Origin of the sequence: Yersinia artesiana (assembly GCF_902726545.1) — a bacterium.
In the GTDB taxonomy this organism is placed as follows: domain Bacteria; phylum Pseudomonadota; class Gammaproteobacteria; order Enterobacterales; family Enterobacteriaceae; genus Yersinia; species Yersinia artesiana.
The window spans coordinates 1-21,611 of sequence record NZ_CACVAD010000068.1; the positions used below are offsets into that span (position 1 = coordinate 1).

Here is a 21,611-nt window from a genome sequence, read left to right on the forward strand (position 1 = left end):
ATATTGATCATAGACGATTTTTTATAGCAATTGGTTGATTTAACGGTATCTCTATTACAAAAAAACATACTGAAGTCAGGTGTTAAATAAAGGGATTCAGTAGCTATGGCATTGGCTATAGAACGCAAACGATTAATTAGCTCTTCACTATATTTTTTACTGTGGATAAGTGCAGTAATGCTTTTCTATTTTAGTAAAAAAATATTAATAAACACTATTTCTTGGTTGCTTGAGATAACTAAAAGCGGTAAAAAATACCTATCCGAAAAAATCATCATACAAATAAAATTAACGGGATAATGCCTTATGCCCTGTCGCAGATATCTGTGATGGGAATAGATAATGCTCGTCGTTTTTAGTCTGTTTCGCGATATTAAAGGTTACAGGATAAATATCTGGCAGCAGATTGATGGTAATTAAAATGTAAAGTCAGAATTCAAACGAAGAATCTCACAAGATATACAGGAGGATGCGCTTCAATTCTGAAATATGCTTATTTAACCGGCGTCAAAACCTACTTTTATCAGCAATAACAAGGGATAACCTTTATAGGCAAGGCAAGTTATAAGGCTAGTAGGTTGTTTTTCTCACTTTCACTTTCTTAACCAGATACAGGAGGGCTTATGCAGCTCACCCCAAGAGAAGTTGAAAAGCTCATGATCTACACGCTGTCTGATGTGGCGTTCAAACGCAAAGCGCGTGGCTTGAAACTCAATTATCCGGAAGCCGTTTCTATTATCACAGTGACTGCCATGGAAGGGGCCAGAGATGGCAAATCCGTAGAAGATGTGATGAAAGAAGCCAGTAAAGTTCTCACTAAAGATGATGTGATGGACGGGGTGGCTGATCTGATTCCGAATGTTCAGGTCGAAGCAATTTTTACTGACGGTAGTCGTTTGGTCACGGTGCACGACCCTATTAAATAAGTGACGGCAGCATGCGAGTAAAACCTGATCTGAACATTGCAGAGGATTAAAGCATGAGCACAAAGACAAATAGCACAAAGACAACGAGTGCAAAGACAGATAGCTTAAAGACAAATAGAGGCACTCAATCAAGTGCAGATTATTCAGAACAAAACACCCCTCTCGGTGGTTGCATTTTAGCCGATACACCGATCACCTTTAATGAAAATAAGCCTGTTACCAAATTGAAAGTTCGCAATACCGGTGACCGGCCAATTCAGGTGGGTTCACATTTCCACTTCTTTGAAGCTAACCGGGCACTGGAGTTTGACCGTGCTGCGGCTTACGGAAAAAGACTGAATATCTCTTCAACAACCGCAATCCGTTTTGAACCCGGTGATGAAACCGAAGTTCCGCTGATTCCTTTTGGTGGCAAACAAACACTGTATGGGTTTAACAACCTGGTGGATGGTTGGACCGGTGAAGGCGTCGTCCCCAATAGCGAACGTCCGGATAAGCTAGAGGCTATTCGTCGTGCGGCTGAGCGTGGTTTCAAATCGTCTAAATGACACCTTATCTCACTAAAAATCATCGAAATTCGCATACGTGTAATTAGCTATAACCAATAGATTTTAAGTTTCAGGACGGCGGCAAACGAGAGGTTCCGATGAGCTTACACAGGTAAGTGATTCGGGTGAGCGAGTGTAGCTAACACACCTGCAACTTGAAAGATGAAGGTTACGCGTACCGGAAAAAGAAAGGAGCGACAGATGCCTCAAATTTCTCGGCAAGAATACGCGGGTCTATTTGGCCCAACGACTGGCGATAAAATCCGTTTGGGTGACACCAATCTGTTTATCGAAATCGAAAAAGACCTGCGTGGATATGGTGAAGAGTCGGTTTACGGTGGGGGCAAGTCATTGCGTGACGGGATGGGCGCGAATAACCATCTGACCCGCGATAACGGTGTACTGGATTTGGTCATAACCAACGTCACTATTGTTGATGCCCGTTTAGGGGTTATCAAAGCCGACGTCGGTATCCGCGATGGTAAAATTGCCGGTATCGGTAAAAGTGGTAACCCAGGGGTGATGGATGGCGTGACTCCCGGCATGGTCGTGGGCGTAAGCACCGACGCTATTTCCGGTGAGCATTTGATTCTGACCGCCGCCGGTATTGATAGCCATATTCACTTAATCTCCCCACAACAGGCTTATCATGCGCTCTCTAATGGCGTGGCAACCTTCTTTGGTGGTGGGATTGGCCCAACCGATGGGACTAATGGGACGACAGTAACACCTGGCCCTTGGAATATTCGCCAGATGCTACGCTCAGTTGAAGGCCTGCCAGTTAACGTGGGTATTCTGGGTAAAGGTAACTCTTATGGCCGTGGCCCGTTGTTAGAACAGGCGATTGCCGGTGTTGTCGGCTATAAAGTTCACGAAGACTGGGGCGCGACAGCTAATGCCCTGCGCCATTCATTACGGATGGCGGATGAAATGGATATTCAGGTTTCCGTACATACCGACAGTTTGAACGAATGTGGCTATGTAGAAGACACCATTGATGCCTTCGAAGGCCGCACCATCCATACCTTCCACACCGAGGGTGCGGGTGGGGGGCATGCGCCGGATATCATCCGTGTTGCCAGCCAGCCTAACGTACTACCAAGTTCGACTAACCCAACCCTGCCATATGGGGTTAACAGTCAGGCCGAACTGTTCGACATGATCATGGTGTGTCATAACCTCAACCCGAATGTGCCCGCTGACGTCTCCTTTGCCGAAAGCCGTGTGCGCCCGGAAACCATCGCGGCAGAAAACGTTCTGCACGATATGGGGGTTATCTCCATGTTCTCCAGTGACTCACAAGCCATGGGGCGTGTGGGGGAAAACTGGCTACGTGTGATGCAAACGGCTAACGCAATGAAAGCATCGCGCGGTAAATTGCCAGAAGATGCGCCGGGTAACGATAACTTCCGCGTCCTGCGCTATGTGGCAAAAATCACTATTAACCCAGCGATTGCACAGGGTGTCAGCCATGTCATCGGTTCAGTTGAAGTGGGTAAAATGGCCGATCTGGTGCTGTGGGATCCGCGCTTCTTTGGTGCAAAACCTAAGATGGTTATCAAAGGCGGCATGATCAACTGGGCGGCAATGGGTGATCCGAACGCCTCATTACCAACCCCACAACCGGTGTTCTACCGTCCAATGTTTGGCGCAATGGGTAAAACCATGCAAGACACCTGCGTCACCTTCGTTTCTCAGGCCGCGCTGGATGATGGCGTGAAAGAGAAAGCCGGGTTGGATCGTCAGGTTATTGCGGTTAAAAACTGCCGTACCATCTCTAAACATGACCTGGTGCGTAATGACCAAACACCAAACATTGAAGTGGACCCTGAAACCTTTGCGGTGAAAGTGAATGGCGTACATGCCACCTGTGAGCCTATTGATACAGCGTCGATGAACCAACGTTATTTCTTTGGTTAATAAGAGCTTTGGTTAATAAAGGCTTTGGTTAACGGATAAATCTGGACATAAATCCAGTTTATTAAGCATTCAGTTTGCTCATGGTAAGTGTCATCTGGCTGTTGGCTGGGGCGACCAACAATGGCCGGGATGTGTGGCACAGAAACGGATTTCATTACTGTGGGCAACTGGCTTTTGCCAAAAATACAGGCAAGGAGTCAATACATGATTTTGATCGAGCACATTCTTGGCAATGTGAAAAAAGATCCGGTTTGGCAGGAGAAACTCAAAGACGCCACTTTTGATCTCTTGGTTTTGGATCAACGGGAAGCGCAAAAAAGCCGTTGCCGTAAACTCAGCACGCAGGGGTTAGATCTGGGTATTTCGCTCGACCGCCACGTCGTTCTGGCTGATGGGGATGTGCTGGCGTGGGATGAAAAAACCAAGGTCGCGGTGGTAGTGCAAATCAATTTGCGCGATGTGATGGTGATTGACCTGAGTGAACTGAAAAGCCGCTCACCGGATGAATTGATTAAAACCTGCTTTGAGCTGGGGCATGCACTGGGTAACCAGCACTGGAAAGCGGTTACGAAAAATAACGAGGTCTATGTGCCTCTGACGGTTGCCACCACCATGATGGATTCCGTGATGAGAACCCACGGCTTCCAGCATTTACCTTTCCGGTTTGTTAAAGGGGCGGAGATTCTGCCGTTACTCAGTAATTCTGAAGCGCGCCTGCTATTTGGTGGGGCTGAAGATACCGATACTCATGTGCATGTCGCCAGCCCTTTGGATGAACCTCATGGCTCCGGCTTACATGTTCACGCGATTCATTCCCATGGCGATGGGCATGTACATAGCCATGACCATGACCACGACCACAGTCACAGTCATAGCCACGGCGATCACGACCACGACCATAAACACTGATTCTGGCAGGGAGGCACCGCAATGAATGCATCAGATCTGATTCGTATCATGCAATTTGGTGATTCCGTACTGCCGGTAGGGGCCTTCACGTTTTCCAATGGCGTGGAGTCCGCCATCCAAACTGGCGTGGTACGCGACGTACCGACGTTAAAAGGCTTCGTGTTGACCGCCCTAAAACAAGCGGCCAGTTGTGATGGCATGGGGGTGGTTGCTGCCCATCGGGCCGTGATGGCCGACGATCGTGACGGTATTATCCGTGCTGATTGGGCGGTGAATAACCGCAAACTCAATGAAGAAAGCCGCCTGATGGCAACCCGTATGGGGAAAAAACTGGCGGAGATGTCAATCCATGTGGTGGAGCACCCGCTGATCAGCTGGTGGCTGGAACAGATAAAAAATGGCAATACCGCAGGGACTTACCCGGTCACTCAGGCGGTGGTGATGGCCGCACAGGGGATTGGGCAGCGCGAAGTGGTGGTGATGCACCAATATGGTGTGGCGATGACGATATTAAGTGCGGCCATGCGCTTGATGCGCGTTACCCATTTCGACACACAGCATATCTTGTTTGAATTAAACCACGACATCGAGAAGTTCTGCGATATCGCCGAAATTGGCGATATTGACCGGATGTCTTCTTATGTCCCGATTGTGGATGTTTTGGCGGCGGTGCATGTGAAAGCGCACGTTCGCCTGTTTAGTAACTGATCGACTATCTAACTGATTGATAAAAATGACTTCTGAGTGCTGGGTTTTTTCTGCTGACCGAGCACAGAGCCAAAAACAGATTAAATTGAGAGGATGACCCCGTGAATAGCCATTCAACCGATAAACGCAAAAAGATCACCCGCATTGGTATTGGTGGCCCGGTGGGTTCAGGTAAAACCGCCATTATCGAAGTGATCACCCCTATTCTGATCAAACGGGGTATTAAGCCGCTGATCATTACCAATGACATCGTCACCACCGAGGATGCCAAGCAGGTGAAACGTACCCTGAAAGGCATTCTGGATGAAGAGAAGATCCTCGGGGTCGAAACCGGTGCTTGCCCGCATACTGCGGTGCGTGAAGACCCAAGTATGAATATTGCTGCGGTGGAAGAGATGGAAGAGCGCTTCCCTGACAGCGACCTCATCATGATTGAAAGTGGTGGCGACAACCTGACACTGACCTTTAGCCCGGCTTTGGCCGACTTCTATATCTATGTCATCGATGTGGCGGAAGGGGAAAAAATCCCGCGTAAAAATGGCCCAGGTTTGGTTCAGGCGGACATTCTTGTCATCAACAAAATTGACCTCGCCCCTTATGTCGGCGCCAGCCTGGATGTGATGGAAAGTGATACCAAAGTAGTGCGTGGCGAGCGCCCTTATATTCTGACCAACTGCAAAACCGGGCAGGGCATTGAAGAGTTGGTGGATATGATTATGCGCGATTTCCTGTTTACCCATGTGCAGCCACAAGGAGAACATGCATGACAGCGCAGAGCCAGAATATCGTGGAAACTCCTTCACGGGTTCGCGCTCACGCATTAGGTACCAACGCGCCGGAACTCGCGGAATATCAAGATGAACCGGCGCAAATGCGTAGCGGGGCGGTAGGGAAAAGCGGCTATCTCAAACTGAGATTTGCCAAACGTGAACATCGCAGTATTTTGGCCGAAATGGAAAGACGGGTGCCCTCAATGGTGCAAAAAGCGCTGTACTGGGATGAAGAAATGCCCGAGCTGCCGTGTGTCACCATGATCTCGACTTCAGGATGTATTTTACAAGGTGACCGTCTGGCCACTGACGTGATTGTGGAGGCGGGGGCTTGTGCTCATGTCACTACGCAGTCGGCAACCAAAGTTCATATGATGAATGCCAACTATGCGTCGCAGATACAGAATTTTACGGTGGAAGAGGGGGGGTATCTTGAATTTATGCCAGACCCACTTATTCCACATCGTAATTCGCGTTTTATTACTGATACCACCATTAATATTCATCCTACGGCGACGGCGATTTATTCGGAAGTGCTGATGTCTGGGCGGAAATATCACCATGCGGACGAACGCTTTGGTTTTGATGTTTATTCCTCCCGAGTGGCGGCTTTTAACTTAGCGGGTAAAGAGCTGTTTGTTGAGAAATATGTATTGGAACCGAAGTCAGAAAGTCTTGATGCCATTGGGGTAATGCAATCATTTGATGCGTTTGGCAATGTGATCTTATTAACCCCCAAAGAGCATCATGACCGCATTCTGGCGCGGGTACCGGCCCATTTTGATATTAAAGGCGGTATTGCCAGTGGGGCAACGCGTTTACCGAATGATTGCGGACTAGTGTTTAAAGCATTGGGGATTGATAGCGCCGGTGTGAAGAACGAAATTCGACAATTTTGGAAAATAGCTCGTGAGGAAATTCTCGGCGTGACATTGCCGGAAAAATTCTTGTGGCGCTAAGGTGTTGCTCAAAGGCATTGGCGTTGCAGCAAAACATCGCTGCAACAATAAATGGATGCAACGGCAAGTGAGTGCAGCGAATACAGCTGCGGCTTCAAGTTAGAAGGGTAAAATAATGAACGCGAAAACGGGCAATCAATCCGGCTGGGCACAACTCAGTGCTTCGAATGTTTTCATTGAATTTATCGATACAACGCTGCGCGGCTGTGCTCAAGTCATGTTCCAGAATAACCCTCTGACTGGGCTATTCTTTTTTATCGCAATATTTGTCGGAGCCTATGGTGAAGGGAATCCGGCAGTGGCTTATGGTTGTGTGTTGGGAACGGTAGTGGCGACACTCACCGGGCTAACGATGCGCGATCGTAAATCATGGCGCTCAGGGTTATACGGCTATAACGGGTGTTTGGTGGGGGCGGCATTACCGACATTTTTGGTTGCCACACCGATAGTCTGGGCATGCATTGTTTTAGGTAGCATCGTGTCGGTCATTGTGATGGTTTGTATCGCCGATATTTTAAAAACCTGGAAAGTTGCGGCATTAACTGCACCTTTTGTTCTCACCACCTGGATGATCTTGCTGGCCAGTTACGCCTTTGCCGGTTTACATGGCAGTGGATTACCCACCCCGGCACTACCTCATCCGTTAGTTTTAGATAGTGGAGCAACTGCGGGTGGTAATCTTTTCGTCAGCATGTTCAATGGGGTTTCTCAGGTATTTTTATTCAGTAGTTTGATTGGCGGCATTCTTTTTATTATCGGTCTGGCGGTTGAATCACTCTGGGCCGCTGTATTTGCCGTGGGTGGTTCACTATTGGCGCTTTTCACCGCTATATTCCTTGGGGCAAACCCGAGCAGTATTGATGCCGGACTTTATGCCTTCAGTGCGGTACTGACGGCGATCGCTTTAGGTTCGACATTTAACAAACCCAGTTGGCGAGTTTTGGCTTATACCATCGTCGGCGTTATTTTTACGGTCATCGTACAGGGCGCTCTGAATATTCTATTGTCGCCTATCGGTATTCCAACTTTGACGATGCCATTTGTTCTCGCGTCATGGTTATTCCTGGTTCCTAATAAAGATGTGATGCCAGCACATAGACAATAGCGATTTTATTCTGGAGTAGGAATATGACGACTGGAATAGAGAAACGTAGTGCATTTGGCAACCAGCAAACTAAACGTCGCGCCATTTACTTATTGATTGGCTTACTGGTGATTAATGGGCTGGCATGGGGTTGGGCTTTTACCGAATTTAATGATAATGCGGTGCTAATGGGGATGGCATTTCTGGCTTATAGCTTTGGTTTGCGTCATGCTGTAGATGCTGATCATATTGCCGCTATTGATAATGTAACCCGTAAATTAATGCAACAGGGGAAGACTCCGATTGCGGTTGGGACATTCTTCTCCCTTGGTCATTCGACCATTGTCATATTAGCGTCACTAGCTATCGCAGCAACCGCCATGGCATTTAAAAATAATATGGCGTGGTTCCATGAAACCGGCGGTTTAATTGGTACGCTGGTTTCGTCACTGTTTTTATTGTTGTTTGGTTTTCTTAATTTAACCATTCTGATTTCAGTATATAAAAAGTTTAAACAGGTCAAAGCAGGGCATGTCTACCAAGACGAAGAACTTGATCTACTTGTGACCAATAATGGCGGTTTTCTGGCCAGAATATTCAAACGTGTGTTTAACATGGTGAATAAAAGCTGGCATATGTACCCCGTTGGTTTTTTATTCGGTTTGGGTTTTGATACCGCTACTGAAATTGGGGTGTTAGGAATTTCAGCAGCCAGTGCAACTCATGGCATGAATTTATGGTCAATTATGGTCTTCCCTATTTTATTTGCTTCCGGGATGGCCTTGATCGACTCACTCGATAATTTTGTTATGATTGGTGCTTATGGTTGGGCTTTTTCTAAACCGGTACGGAAATTGTATTACAACATTACTATCACTGCGGCTTCAGTTATCATTGCATTCTTTATTGGTGGGATTGAAGCATTAGGGTTAATTGCGGATAAACTTAATCTAACTGGCGGTATTTGGACACCAATAAATAATATCAGTGAAAACTTAGGTGAGATAGGTTACTGGATTATTGGTATGTTTATACTGTGCTGGGTAATTTCTGCGGTTAATTATTATGTTCGCGGCTATGATAAATTGAGTATTACCCGTTAGTTATTATTCAATAAAATAAAAAGGCGCTTATTAAGCGCCTTTTTCATAAGGTAGACATTTACACGTTACATATGTTTTTTAGCAAAACCTAAAATATCCTGTTTAATTTCAGATAGTTTGCTTTCAGGTGCTTTCTTGCAGACTTCGACTACTTTCGGCGTGACGATAGTGTCAGTCTCGTGCAAGTCAACATAATCACCTTTCTTATATTGAGTATCATCATTTAATACCCAATAAACAACCGGAGTAAATGACTTCGGATTCAGATCCAGGAACTCTTTGCAGGTCATATCACTCGGGGTTGTCGCCGTTGCGCTAGTGGTTGCTGCAAAGCTTGTTGCGGCAGCGGAAAGTAATAAACCAGTCAATGCAATATTACGAAGTGATTTGTAGGACATGCTTATTTCCTTATTTATCTGTTAAATATGATTAAATATTTAAGACACTTAAATTAAGGGTGATAGATATCACTCAAGTCTACGAACGCTGGCATTTCCGATATGCCAGTGAACCTATATATTATTAACCAAAATGATATTAATGCAACTATAGGATTATTATTTTATTCATTATTGAGTATGGATAACTTTACAATATGTAAAATGACCAGAGTGATGTTGTCTTTATAGTAATAACCGAATTATCATTTGATTTTAGTCAAAAATAATCATATTTGACCATGATTTTTATCGTTTTTTATCTATACTTGATTCACCTATAACAATTTTAGTCACTCTATTGATGAAAATATTACAGGAAATTAAAACTAAGGTATCAATACCACTTTTGTTGGCTATTTTGGTGGCCATTAATGGGTATTTGGTGTTAAGCCCTGTGCTTTTCCGGGCGCTATCTCATTCAACCGATGCGATAAACAATTTCAGTACTTGGAAGGAGGCGCTAAGTTTTCTCGAATTATTTGAAATTCCAAGATTTATGATCGGTCTGCTATTGATATTAATGGCATTTTCAGTTGCGATGAAAATCCGTACTGCATGGTTTCTTACGGTATTATTGTTGTTTACACTCGTTGCTATCAATATCTTTATTCTGAAAGATCAAGATAAGCTGACCACTTATTCTCTTATTATCCTTGTTGCACTGCTATTTTATTGGCGTGAGTTTGATCATTACAGTCTTGGGAGTGCAACATTCTTTGCGATCGCCAGTATTTGTTCATTAATCGTCTATAGCATGCTGGGCACACTTTACATGGGTGATGAGTTCGCACCGGTGGTGACCGATTTACCGACAGCATTCTACTTCGCGATTGTTTGTATGTCGACAGTGGGCTTCGGGGATATTATTCCGCATACCACTGTGGCGAGAATGTTTACTCTTACGGTGATTATTGCTGGCATTACAGTCTTTGCTACTTCGATTGCTTCTATTGCCGGCCCGATAATCAGTAATAATATTAAACGCATTGTTAAAGGCAGGATTTCTCACGTGGAACGTAAAAATCATTTTATTATTGTCGGTTCCAGTTCTTTGGCGCTGAATGTTTATAACGGTCTGCGTGACCGGGGTGATGATGTTACTGTGGTTTGCGCAGTTGGCAGCCAACACGGTTTTCCTCCACATGCAGATGTTATTGAGGGCGACCCTTCTTCGGTCGAAACACTGAAATTGGCTGGTGCCGCCAGGGCAAAATATATAATCGCATTGTGCAACAATGATGCCGACAATACCTTTACCATTTTGGCAGCAAAAGAGATTGCCGGTGAGGGTACGAAAACATTAGCTCTGGTTAATGAAACGCAAAATATGCAAAAAGTTAAACGAGTTAACCCTGATATGGTGTTCTCATTGCCATTGTTAGGTAGCGAACTGCTGGTCAGAACCTTAAATGGCGATACGATTAATAATTCTCTTATTACCGAAATGTTCTTTGGTAATTGCCAGAAATTAGATTAAATTTATTGATCAAGTCAAATGAAGGGGAATCGTGCCGTTGGGGTCGTAACGGCGTAAGCCGTCGGAGTGCCCCGAGGTGCGGTAACCCTTTCACTCACTGAGTTATCAATAGTTTTGCTATTAATCTCACACCCTCATGACGAGGGTGTTTTTATGCCTTAAGATATCCCTGTATTTTCTTATTGCGTGGCAGTTTGTGGATCTTTAGGTTTTTCTTTTGGCCCCACCATTAAACCCAATTCAACAGCGATAAAACCAACAATCAGGCTGATAACCAGATAACAAATTGAGACTAAAACCTCACCGGGGGTTTTCATCATTTCGACGGCACCAAATACGAAACTAGAAAATGTTGAAAGACCGCCCATAATACCGGTACCCACCATCAGGTGGACATATTGGTTAATTTTACCGTTTTTAAAGAAAGAGGTAGCTAGCCCTAATAAAAATGCGGCGATGATATTAGCGACAAAGATATCCATTGGGAATCCATCTGCTAGTCGTGGTACTGATAACATAATAAATTCACGACACATAGCCCCAAAAGCACCACCAATAAAAACTAAAATAATAAGATTCGGCATAACAATTATCTCCGATTAACAACGCTCTCAGATTAATAAGTTGGCCCTCAGCTTAATAAGCCAGCCATGCCCCCAATGCGGCTGCAGCTAAACCGACTAATACAGAAATAATCAGATATCCAGCAGCAATAGCTCTGCCCCGGGTTGTAGACAGTTTTGCCGCATCTAATTGCATGCTACTGAAGGTGGTATAACCGCCTAAAATACCGGTTAACACTGCAGCATTCATGAGATCGCCATAGCGATCGCGCCAGTCGACACTAAAAAGAATGCTTAGATAACCAATTACAAATGCACCCGAAATATTAATTAGAAAAGTGCCGAGGGGAAAATTACCTTTATATATCTTGCCGACACCGAGTCCTATCCACCATCGTAATAGTGAGCCGATCCCTCCACCTAGTCCAACCCACATTACATCAATTGCAGTCATAAAAAGCCCTCCATAGTTATTCACTAGAGTGGTAATAATTGTAGTACAAATAAACCTTGAGAGCATTCGGATATCAGAAATGTAGAGTAAGAATTTTTGCAACCAGAGGGGTTTACTTGCAGTGGCAGAGGATGGCGTTAAAATAGGAATGCTGTTTCAAAAATACAATAAACGGAGATAGAGCCATCATGCCTTACAACGCAGATCCTTCCCGATACAACCAAATGCAATATCGTTTTTGTGGAAAAAGCGGCTTACAGCTTCCCGCATTGTCACTTGGACTTTGGCATAATTTTAGTTTTAACAATACATTAGAATCACAACGTACCCTATTGCGCAAAGCCTTTGACCTGGGAATTACCCATTTCGATCTAGCCAATAATTATGGCCCACCGCCAGGATCGGCAGAACAAAACTTCGGTAAGTTGCTACAAGATGATTTTAAGCCTTATCGTGATGAACTGATAATCTCAACGAAAGCCGGTTATAACATGTGGCCCGGCCCCTATGGCACAGGCAGCTCGCGGAAATATCTGCTGGCCAGCCTGGATCAAAGCCTAAAACGTATGGGGCTGGATTATGTGGATATCTTCTATTCGCATCGTGTTGATGAAAATACACCGATGGAAGAAACTGCATCAGCTTTAGCTCAGGCAGTGCAAAGTGGTAAAGCACTATATGTTGGGATTTCATCCTATTCCTCTGAACGAACAGCCAAAATGGTGGAGTTATTACAGCAATGGAAAATTCCTCTGCTTATTCACCAGCCTTCTTATAACATTCTCAATCGTTGGGTTGAACAGACCAACCTACTAGATACCTTGGATAAACAAGGTGTCGGCTGTATTGCTTTTACACCTTTGGCACAAGGGTTGCTGACCGGGAAATATCTCAATGGTATTCCTGATGATTCTCGCATGAAAAAAGAAGCTGGCGGTTCGCTCAAAGAAACTATGTTGTCAGAAGCCAATCTGCGCAGCATCAAATTGTTGAACGAATTAGCTGAACAACGTGGGCAGTCTTTGGCGCAAATGGCATTAAGCTGGTTGTTGAAAGATAGCCGCGTTACATCGGTTTTGATTGGTGCCAGCCGGCCAGAACAACTAGAGGAAAACTGTGCCGCTCTCAATAATCTGAACTTTAGCGCCGAGGAGTTACGCGCAATTGATCAGCATGTTACCGATGGGCAGCTCAATTTATGGCAGGCTTCTTCGGCGCGTTAATCTGCCACGATAAGTTTCGCCAGTGATAATAAAAAAGCCGGAATATTATCCGGCTTTTTCTTCGGAAATTTGTGACCACTAGCTAGTTGTTAGTCGCAAGACCAACTTTGAGTAGCTTACCGTCGCTCTCGTCCGTCAACAGATAAACATAGCCGTCAGGCCCGATGCGTACATCGCGGATTCTTTCGCTGCGATCACCTAGCAGGCGCTCCTCTGCAATAACTTTATCGCCATCCAGTTGTAAACGAATCAACTCTTTTTGCGCCAATGCGCCAATAAACAGTGAATGTTGCCAGGCAGGGAATCGGTCGGCATTATAAAATGCCATTCCACTGATACCAGGTGATTTTTCCCAGTAATACGCGGGCTGTTCAGTCCCATCTACATGAGTCCCTTTCGCCTCAGGGATCGGTAAACCAGAATAGTTCACCCCGTGTGTTGCCAGTGGCCAGCCGTAGTTTTTTCCCGCTATTGGGATGTTTATTTCATCGCCGCCTTTCGGCCCATGCTCATTGGCCCACATCACGCCACTCCATGGATTAAGCGCCAACCCTTGCGGATTACGATGCCCATAAGACCAAATTTCGGGTCTTGCCGGTGACTGATTGGCAAAGGGATTATCCTTCGGCACCTTACCATCAAGAGTTAGACGCACAATTTTACCCTGGTGCAAGCTCAGATCCTGAGCGGTTAGGCGCTGATTGTTCTCGCCTAAGGTGATAAAAATGTGGTCATGTTCATCAAAGGCCAGTTTGCCGCCAAAATGGTTGCCAGTTGATAATTTGGGCTGTTGGCGGAAGAAAACCGTGAAGTTCTCAATGGCGGTGCCTTGCGGATTAAGGCGACCATAACCCACCGCAGTACCGGCTTTTCCATCCTTTCCCTCTTCAGAAAAACTGAGGTAGACGCGCCTGTCTTGGGAAAATTTTGGTGATAATGCGACTTCCAATAAGCCGCCTTGCCCCTTGGCATACACCGTAGGTACGCCTTGTAAGGGTTCTGACAGCGGTTTTCCTTGTTGCCATAACCTTAATTGTCCGGAACGTTCGGTAATTAAAATCCCTCCATTATTCGGCAAAAATGCCAGTGACCAGGGATGATCCAACCCATCTTGTAGCTCAGTTACCGTCACTGTGGGGGTTGGGGCGGCGATGGCCGATGCGGAGATAAACACACTTAGTAAGAGTAATTTTAATAGTTGAAAGCGCAGCCGAGGGGCCGATGTTCTATTTTCCAATAACGTCATTAGTCACTCCATAAATAGGCAAGCACCTGTTAACTTTAGAGTATTAAGTCGGAATCGGCTATTTTTGCCCCGAAAGGACTGTGTATTGGTTGTATGGAGAAGGGAATGGCGGCTGTACTTTTCGCTTCACGAATAAAGCTGTTGCACTGAACCTACGAAAAAAGTGGGAAAGTCTGGATGAAACGATTATCAAATCAATAAGATTCTCTAACTTATCCTTTTATTGGTTTCAATGGATTTTATCGTTGTGCCTGGTTGCTAAAAAATCAGACAATAAAAACTAACCACATGAAATACAAATGAATTAAACTTAATTCGCCGAGCAAAAAAATAATCATTTTGCGATAACCATCACATTGTAATAGCTGAGAAATGTGAAGGCTATCAATATGAAAAGTCAATTAGAGACGATTATAGGTATGCTCGAATTACTAGACTGGCTGTTAACTCCGTATACTGCCGACAACCAGAAACAATGGAGCTGGGCAAGGGGCACGATAAAGTACAGATAAAGGGAATTCACCATTGCACTGGCATATGAATAACTTGTGTCTTTTGAACATCAAAAGGTGTTGGGTATGGAAAAGAAAAAAATTTATCTATTTTGTTCTGCCGGTATGTCTACCTCGTTACTGGTTTCCAAAATGAAAGTACAAGCAGAGAAGTATGAAGTGCCAGTGATTATCAATGCTTACCCGGAAGCACTGGCCGCACAGCATGGTACTGAAGCTGATGTGATCCTATTAGGGCCGCAGATTGCTTATATGTTGCCAGAAGTCACCAAAATGTTCCCTAACAAACCCGTAGAGGTGATCGATTCTATTCTGTACGGCAAAGTCGATGGTTTAGGGGTATTAAAAGCTGCTGTTGCCGCAATAAAAAAAGCAAAACAATAAGGGGAGCACTGTGAGCGCATTTATTAATTCTCTGGAAAGGGCTATATTGCCCTTCGCCATTAAAATTGGCAAACAGCAACATATTAATGCCATCAAGAATGGGTTTATCCGGCTGATGCCGCTGACCCTGACGGGGGCTATGTTTGTACTTATCAATAACGTTTTCTTGAGTTTTGGCGAAGGGTCATTCTTTTTCTCGATGGGTGTTCGGCTAGACGCCGATACCATCACCACGCTCAATGGTTTTAAAGCGATAGGCGGCAACGTTTACAACGGTACTCTCGGTATCATGTCGTTAATGACGCCATTCTTTATCAGTATGGCCCTGGCTGAAGAGAAAAGAGTCGATCCACTGGCTTCAGCGCTGCTGGCTATTGCTGCTTTTATGACCGTGACCCCATACAGTGTCGGCGATGCTTATGCGGTAGGTGCCAACTGGCTAGGTGGCGCAAATATTATATCCGGTATCATTATCGGCTTGGTAGTAGCAGAGCTCTTCGCCTTCATCGTGCGCCGTAACTGGGTTATCCGCCTGCCAGACAGTGTGCCGACTTCAGTCTCCCGTTCTTTCTCTGCACTAATTCCTGGTTTTATCATTCTCTCCATCATGGGTGTGATTGCTTATGCCCTTGGATTGCATGGCACCAACTTCCACCAGATCATTATGGACACCATTTCAGCTCCGCTGTCTAAAATGGGCAGTGTCGTTGGTTGGGTGTATGTGATGTGTTCTTCACTACTGTGGTTCTTCGGGATACACGGTGCGATGGCATTATCTGCGTTGGAAAGTGGCATTATGATGCCATTTGCATTGGAAAACGTGGCGACATATACCCAATATGGTTCGGTTGCTGCGGCCTTGGCTGCTGGCAAAGAATTCCATATGTGGGCCAAACCTTTTGTTGATTCCTATATCTTCCTCGGCGGAACCGGGGCAACACTGGGGCTGGTTATTGCTATCTTTATTGGTTCTCGCCGTGAAGATTATCGCCAGGTGGCAAAACTGGGCGCTCCAGCCAGTATTTTCCAGATTAACGAACCGATTCTGTTTGGCTTGCCAGTTATTATGAACCCGCTGTTCTTTATTCCGTTTATCCTGGTTCAACCGGTATTAGCCATCATCACTTCAATTGCGTATTACACCGGTTTTATTCCGCCAATCACTAATATTGCACCCTGGACCATGCCTGTCGGATTGGGGGCTTTCTTTAACACCAACGGCAGTATTGCGGCGATGCTATTAAGTTTGTTCAACCTTGGTATTGCCACAATGATCTACCTACCCTTTGTGATTATTGCCAATAAAGCACAAAACGCGATAGACAGTGAAGTTCAAAGCGAAGAAGAAATAGCTGATAGCTTGAAATTCTAAGGGTAAAACCCATTTAACGTATGAGGTTGGAGGCTGGAATGAAATATCAATTTCCCGAGAATTTCTGGTGGGGTAGTGCTACTTCTGCAACCCAATCTGAAGGGGCGTCATTGCGGGATGGCAAGAGCCAGAATATCTTTGATTATTGGTATGACATCGCACCAGAACGTTTTCATGGCCAAATTGGTCCGGAAAACACCTCCACCTTTTACGATAATTATCAGCAGGATATTTTGCTGTTAAAAGCATTAGGTCATAACACTTTCAGGACATCGATTTCATGGTCGAGACTGATCCCAACCGGTGACGGCGAACTTAATCCTAAAGCCGTCACCTTTTATAACGCGGTTATTGATGGCTTATTGGCAAATGGCATCACGCCGTTTATCAACCTCTACCATTTTGATATGCCGTTGTGCATGCAAGAGAAAGGAGGCTGGGAAAGTCGTGCGGTGGTTGATGCTTATGCCCGCTATGCCAAAATCTGCTTTACCTTGTTTGGTGACCGGGTAAAACACTGGTTTACCTTTAACGAGCCAGTGGTACCGGTTGAAGCTGGCTATCTGAACGACTTACATTATCCTTGTGTGGTCGATTTTAACCGCGCGGTAACTGTGGCCTACCATAGTGTTCTGGCTCACGCCAAAGCCGTTGAAAACTATCGGGAACTGAAGCAGGAAGGTGATATTGGCATCATTTTGAACCTCACACCAACCTATCCTCGCTCTGATAGCATTCCAGACAGCGTAGCCGCTAATCGTGCCGATCTGCTACTTAATCGTAGCTTTCTTGATCCCGTCACTAAAGGTACTTACCCTGACGAACTGATTGCATTGTTGCGTGAGCATGACTTGCTACCCAATATCGAACCCGGCGATTGCCAACTTATTGCTAATGGCGTTGTGGATTTATTAGGCGTTAACTATTACCAGCCAAGAAGAGTCAAGGCGAAAGATATTCCAACCCCTATGGGCCAGGTAAAAACGCCAGAAGATTTATTTAGCTTTTATGAGATGCCGGGGCGGAAAGTTAATCCGCATCGTGGCTGGGAAATTTATGAAAAAGGGTTGTATGACATCCTGACAGACCTGAAACAGAATTATGGCAATATTCCCTGCTATATCTCTGAGAATGGCATAGGGGTTGAGGGCGAAGAGCAATTTATCACCCCATCTGGCCGGGTTGAAGATGAATATCGCATTGAGTTCATTCGAGAGCATCTAAAATGGTTACATCGAGCCTTACAAGAGGGCTGTAATTGTAAAGGCTATCATCTGTGGACTTTTATTGATTGCTGGTCTTGGCTTAATGCTTATAAAAATCGTTATGGATTAGTGCGATTGAATATCACAGATCAATCGCGGGTCATAAAGAAAAGTGGTTATTGGTTTGCGGACGTCGCCAGGCAAAACGGCTTTAATTAACGGAGTAGCAACAGTATGTTTGATTTAGATAAAATCGTTGATGATGTGCAACCTACCGATGAACTGGAAGATGTGGTCATGGGGTTGATTATCAACGCAGGGCAAGCCCGGAGTTTAGCCTATAAAGCATTGAAACAGGCCAAAACAGGTGATTTTGCCCAAGCAGAAGAGTTGATGGCACAATCGCGCAAGGCATTGAACGAAGCGCATCTGGTACAAACTCAGCTTATTGAAGCCGATCAAGGTGAGGGAAAAACCCGAGTCACGCTGGTATTAGTACATGCCCAGGATCATTTGATGAATGCGATGTTAGCCCGAGAGTTGATTTCAGAACTAATTGAATTACATCAAAAAATAAGCTAATCGATACAAGTGACTGTTGGTTTTTAAAATAAGAGAGTGAAGGTAAATAAGATGGAAGTCAGATTAGTACGTGAAAAAGACTTTTTTAACGGAAAAGAATTCCATCTGTTTATTTATAATAAAACGGAGAGCGCGACAGGCTTACACCAACACGATTATTATGAATACACCCTGATATTAACCGGCATGTGTTATCAGGAGATTAATGGTAAGCGCGTTTTTTTAGAACGTGGCGATTTTGTTTTTATCCCCATGGGTTCTCATCATCAAAGTTTTTATGATTTTGGTGCCACGCGAATATTAAACGTTGGGATCAGAAAATCTTTCTTTGAAGAGCACTATTCCCATCTACTCTCCCGGCCTATGGTGGCTTCGCAGGCTTATCGCCTGAAAGGTGATTTTCTTTCTTATATTGAATCAGCTATTTCTGCGCCACATTTTAGGGAGGATGAGCTGACAGAACTGGTCGAACTGCTGACATTCTATGTGACTAACCGCATCAGCCATTATAAAGAGACTGAAACTAACGATGATATACCGCAGTGGTTAAAAAACAGTATCGACAAAATGCATGATAAATCGATGTTTGGTGAAAAAGCGTTGGTAAATATGATCGCGCTGTCGGGAAAAACGCAAGAATACCTGACTCGTGCCACTCGGCGTTATTATCAGAAAACGCCAATGCAGATTATTAATGAAATCAGGATCAACTTTGCCAAAACCCAGCTCGAAATGACGAATTACTTTGTTTCCGATATTGCTTTCGAAGCGGGATACAGTGATACCACGTTATTTATCAAAAACTTCAAGAAATTGACCTCTTTTACGCCGGGAAATTACCGCAAGAAATTCAACTGCGTCAGAGATGGATTATCCGATTAGTTTCCGGTTTGATATTGTCTCCCGGAATAGACCGATAAGGCACCCTCAATGGAAAAGTTACTTATTGTTAATGCTGATGATTTTGGTCTATGCAAAGGCCAAAATTACGGAGTCATTGAAGCATTTCGGCATGGCATAGTTTCATCAACCACTGCAATGATGAATTGTGCAGATATCTATCATGCGGCGGAACTGAGCAAGCAAAACCCTGCATTACCAGTAGGAATGCACTTTGTTCTGACTTATGGTCAGCCCTTAACGCCGATGCCATCATTGGTGGATGCCAAGGGTGAACTGGGTAAATGGCTTTGGGCGCGAGCCGAAGCGGATGAGTTAAATTTGGATGAAATTGCCCAAGAACTGATTGCGCAATTTAACAAATTCGTCGCTGTGTTTGGCCGCGCACCAACTCATATTGATAGCCATCATCATGTCCATATGTTGCCTCAGATTTATCCGTTGATTGAATCTTTTGCCCACGAAAAATCACTACCATTACGTATTGATCGCCACGAGGCGCAACAGCAAAATATAGTGTTGAATAATCCCCGTAGCACCGAGTGGTTTGATGCCAGTTTTTATGGCGAGGATCTGACAGAACAGTCATTTTTACAAGGGCTAGACTACGCCGACCAGCATGATATTAATTCTATTGAGGTGATGTGCCACCCGGCCTTTATCGACAAAACTCTGATGACCAGCGGTTACTGCTATCCACGACTTACTGAGTTGGAAGTATTGACCACTCCGTCATTAAAACAAACTATCACCGATCGTGGTTACCGTTTGGGATCGTATCTGGATGGATTGGCATCAATCAAATCTACGTTGACTACATAGATCATTATCTCGTTTATACGTTGTACCAACCGCCTGACCGTCTCTAATGCTCCGCGTGCTTTGATGGGTTCTAATACCTGAATCAGGGCGCGTGCTTTGAGTTCTTGGATGGGGACATTCTCTATGCTGGGTAAGATGTCTTTTTCGATAGAACGCCAAATATTTTTCGCATGGGCGGCACTAATGTGGCTTTCTTTCAACGCGAACCATTTGCGAGCGATGTTTACGAAAATACTCTCTTCAGCTACCTGGCGTTTTTCGGCTTCCTCATCAGTTCTTGCTTGCGGATCAACCCCTCGCACTAACATTACCAGTTTCTCTGTTCGTGCCTCTCTGGCATCAGCCAAAGAGAGTGCAGGGTACGCGCCGAGGCTTACCATAGTGCGTTTACTACTGTTGGGAAGTTGATAGCGAAAACGCCAGATTTTCTTGCCGGTAGTTTTGACTAACAAAAATAAGCCATCTCCATCATGGAGAGTTAGGTCTTTGTCGGTGGCTTTTGCTTTTTGTACTTCGGTGTGGGTGAGGGGGCGCGTTGTCCTTGCCATGTATGGTTCTTCCCTTAATTGGTATACGTCCATTGGTATCTATCTTAGCGTATACCAATTTGTATACCAATTGTCTCTGGCTTCAGGTGGATATCCTTGGACTACTACAGACACAAAAAAGCCCGCAAACCTAGGTGGGATGCGGGCTCTTCGTACTTCACCGGACTTATCTGGTAATAACCGGGCTGGGGTCCCTGTAATTAAACGTATAATAAATTGATTTTTATAATTATTTTGTTTTTATATTTAATTGAGGGTTCAATGAAGGGACCAAAGAAACAACATGAGTAAAGTTGTGTCGTCTTTCAGCGTTAAAATCATCGATAACGCTAATGCTGAGGAGTTGAACTCACGACAAGCATCAAAATCTATTAGGGTCAGAAATAGCATATTTAACGCTCAGTGGTAAATCTTACACCTACCCAAACATTTTTTAGCCTGAAGCAAGATGAATAACAGAGATAGTTCAGAATTTAAACTCAAATAAATTAACTGCATGATAAATAACAAAATATTAAATAACTTCAAATAGAGTGAAAAAATAGCACTTTTTGCAAAAATGCTTCAAAGCCTACGGCAACTGGCTTTCGTTACTCCCATCTCTAATCTGCCTAAAAATCCCTCACATCTTGATCAATTCGTGCTTTTTGAGAGTTGATCGTCATAAGCGATCTGAAGATACTACCTCCATCAAAACAACAATGGAGAAATGTATGACAGAAAGAAAAAGATTTATCCGTTTACCTGAAGTGCTGAAAAGAACGGGTCTTTGCAAAGCTTGGATCTATAAACTTATTAGTCAAGATCGTTTCCCTGAACCTATAAAGCTTGGTGAGCGTGCAATAGCATTTGTCGAGAGTGAAATAGATGAATGGATTGATCAGATGATTGAGTTATCCCGAAATAAATCGGCCTGATATTTCAATATCGTAAAATAAAAATATCGTTATAAAAAT

The 21,611-nt window shown here is 44.5% G+C and carries 22 protein-coding genes and 1 pseudogene; 18 read left to right on the plus strand and 5 right to left on the minus strand.

Annotated elements, in window-relative coordinates; all coding sequences use genetic code 11:
- The first annotated feature begins 623 nt into the window (after positions 1–623).
- The 9 genes from HU019_RS18165 to HU019_RS18205 all read left to right on the plus strand — a co-directional run bounded on the left by HU019_RS18165 (position 624) and on the right by HU019_RS18205 (position 8,927).
- Positions 624–926, plus strand: a complete 303-nt coding sequence (locus tag HU019_RS18165) for an urease subunit gamma (protein WP_002215288.1) — start codon at positions 624–626, stop codon at positions 924–926.
- Positions 927–979: 53 nt separating this feature from the next.
- Positions 980–1,474: an urease subunit beta gene (locus tag HU019_RS18170; RefSeq protein WP_174850113.1), complete on the plus strand. Its 495-nt coding sequence runs from the start codon at positions 980–982 to the stop codon at positions 1,472–1,474.
- A 201-nt stretch (positions 1,475–1,675) separates the two neighbouring features.
- Entirely contained in the window at positions 1,676–3,394 is a 1,719-nt protein-coding gene (locus HU019_RS18175; protein ID WP_019082132.1) for an urease subunit alpha, read from the plus strand.
- 204 nt (positions 3,395–3,598) lie between these two features.
- Positions 3,599–4,303 (plus strand): urease accessory protein UreE, encoded by a 705-nt coding sequence (ureE, locus tag HU019_RS18180; RefSeq protein WP_174850114.1) that lies wholly within the window; start codon positions 3,599–3,601, stop codon positions 4,301–4,303.
- Positions 4,304–4,324: 21 nt separating this feature from the next.
- Complete coding sequence (locus tag HU019_RS18185; protein ID WP_174850115.1) at positions 4,325–5,011, plus strand: urease accessory protein UreF; 687 nt, start codon at positions 4,325–4,327, stop codon at positions 5,009–5,011.
- 101 nt (positions 5,012–5,112) lie between these two features.
- Positions 5,113–5,778, plus strand: coding sequence for an urease accessory protein UreG (gene ureG / locus HU019_RS18190; protein WP_004390399.1), 666 nt, complete (start codon positions 5,113–5,115; stop codon positions 5,776–5,778).
- Positions 5,775–6,740 (plus strand): urease accessory protein UreD, encoded by a 966-nt coding sequence (locus HU019_RS18195; protein WP_174850116.1) that lies wholly within the window; start codon positions 5,775–5,777, stop codon positions 6,738–6,740. The genes ureG and HU019_RS18195 overlap by 4 nt, the downstream gene beginning before the upstream one ends.
- A 115-nt stretch (positions 6,741–6,855) precedes the next feature.
- A complete protein-coding gene (gene yut / locus HU019_RS18200; RefSeq protein WP_174850117.1) occupies positions 6,856–7,845 on the plus strand; it encodes an urea transporter in 990 nt (329 codons plus the stop codon).
- Between the two features lie 23 nt (positions 7,846–7,868).
- On the plus strand, positions 7,869–8,927 hold the full coding sequence (locus HU019_RS18205; protein WP_174850118.1) for a HoxN/HupN/NixA family nickel/cobalt transporter: 1,059 nt from the start codon (positions 7,869–7,871) through the stop codon (positions 8,925–8,927).
- A gap of 65 nt (positions 8,928–8,992) precedes the next feature.
- On the opposite strand, the gene hdeB is transcribed toward HU019_RS18205, so the two are convergent.
- On the minus strand, positions 8,993–9,325 hold the full coding sequence (gene hdeB / locus HU019_RS18210) for an acid-activated periplasmic chaperone HdeB (RefSeq protein WP_005164238.1): 333 nt from the start codon (positions 9,323–9,325) through the stop codon (positions 8,993–8,995).
- Positions 9,326–9,668: 343 nt separating this feature from the next.
- Here hdeB and kch point away from each other — a divergent pair, with 343 nt between their 5' ends.
- The gene (gene kch, locus HU019_RS18215) at positions 9,669–10,844 is read left to right on the plus strand and encodes a voltage-gated potassium channel protein (protein ID WP_174850104.1); all 1,176 of its coding nucleotides are present in this window, start codon (positions 9,669–9,671) and stop codon (positions 10,842–10,844) included.
- 179 nt (positions 10,845–11,023) lie between these two features.
- Here kch and crcB read toward each other — a convergent pair whose 3' ends face one another.
- Together crcB and HU019_RS18225 are read right to left on the minus strand one after the other, a co-directional pair.
- A complete protein-coding gene (gene crcB / locus HU019_RS18220) occupies positions 11,024–11,428 on the minus strand; it encodes a fluoride efflux transporter CrcB (RefSeq protein WP_174850105.1) in 405 nt (134 codons plus the stop codon).
- Between the two features lie 52 nt (positions 11,429–11,480).
- On the minus strand, positions 11,481–11,861 hold the full coding sequence (locus HU019_RS18225) for a fluoride efflux transporter FluC (protein WP_005164234.1): 381 nt from the start codon (positions 11,859–11,861) through the stop codon (positions 11,481–11,483).
- Positions 11,862–12,049: 188 nt separating this feature from the next.
- On the opposite strand from HU019_RS18225, the gene mgrA reads away from it, so the two are divergent.
- Complete coding sequence (gene mgrA, locus HU019_RS18230) at positions 12,050–13,084, plus strand: L-glyceraldehyde 3-phosphate reductase (protein WP_174850106.1); 1,035 nt, start codon at positions 12,050–12,052, stop codon at positions 13,082–13,084.
- Between the two features lie 82 nt (positions 13,085–13,166).
- Here the strand turns inward: mgrA and HU019_RS18235 are convergent, their stop codons facing one another.
- Complete coding sequence (locus HU019_RS18235; RefSeq protein ID WP_174850107.1) at positions 13,167–14,330, minus strand: PQQ-dependent sugar dehydrogenase; 1,164 nt, start codon at positions 14,328–14,330, stop codon at positions 13,167–13,169.
- A 578-nt stretch (positions 14,331–14,908) separates the two neighbouring features.
- Here HU019_RS18235 and HU019_RS18240 point away from each other — a divergent pair.
- Genes HU019_RS18240 through chbG form a run of 6 tightly spaced genes read left to right on the plus strand, consistent with a single transcriptional unit; the run spans position 14,909 to position 20,107 of the window.
- Positions 14,909–15,226, plus strand: a complete 318-nt coding sequence (locus HU019_RS18240; RefSeq protein ID WP_050076468.1) for a PTS sugar transporter subunit IIB — start codon at positions 14,909–14,911, stop codon at positions 15,224–15,226.
- 10 nt (positions 15,227–15,236) lie between these two features.
- On the plus strand, positions 15,237–16,598 hold the full coding sequence (chbC, locus tag HU019_RS18245; protein ID WP_174850108.1) for a PTS N,N'-diacetylchitobiose transporter subunit IIC: 1,362 nt from the start codon (positions 15,237–15,239) through the stop codon (positions 16,596–16,598).
- A gap of 38 nt (positions 16,599–16,636) precedes the next feature.
- Entirely contained in the window at positions 16,637–18,022 is a 1,386-nt protein-coding gene (locus HU019_RS18250) for a glycoside hydrolase family 1 protein (RefSeq protein WP_174850109.1), read from the plus strand.
- Positions 18,023–18,037: 15 nt separating this feature from the next.
- Entirely contained in the window at positions 18,038–18,385 is a 348-nt protein-coding gene (gene chbA / locus HU019_RS18255; protein WP_020424125.1) for a PTS N,N'-diacetylchitobiose transporter subunit IIA, read from the plus strand.
- Between the two features lie 36 nt (positions 18,386–18,421).
- Positions 18,422–19,267 carry a transcriptional regulator ChbR gene (chbR, locus tag HU019_RS18260; protein ID WP_265101915.1) on the plus strand — a complete coding sequence of 282 codons (846 nt, stop codon included), beginning with the start codon at positions 18,422–18,424 and terminating at the stop codon, positions 19,265–19,267.
- 48 nt (positions 19,268–19,315) lie between these two features.
- Entirely contained in the window at positions 19,316–20,107 is a 792-nt protein-coding gene (gene chbG, locus HU019_RS18265; RefSeq protein WP_174850111.1) for a chitin disaccharide deacetylase, read from the plus strand.
- On the opposite strand, the pseudogene HU019_RS18270 reads toward chbG, so the two are convergent.
- A pseudogene (locus HU019_RS18270) lies at positions 20,068–20,655 on the minus strand (integrase arm-type DNA-binding domain-containing protein); the annotation flags it as partial. The gene chbG and the pseudogene HU019_RS18270 sit on opposite strands and share 40 nt — an antisense overlap.
- A 713-nt stretch (positions 20,656–21,368) precedes the next feature.
- On the opposite strand from HU019_RS18270, the gene HU019_RS18275 reads away from it, so the two are divergent.
- Complete coding sequence (locus HU019_RS18275; RefSeq protein WP_038822827.1) at positions 21,369–21,572, plus strand: helix-turn-helix transcriptional regulator; 204 nt, start codon at positions 21,369–21,371, stop codon at positions 21,570–21,572.
- The last annotated feature ends 39 nt before the right edge of the window (positions 21,573–21,611 follow it).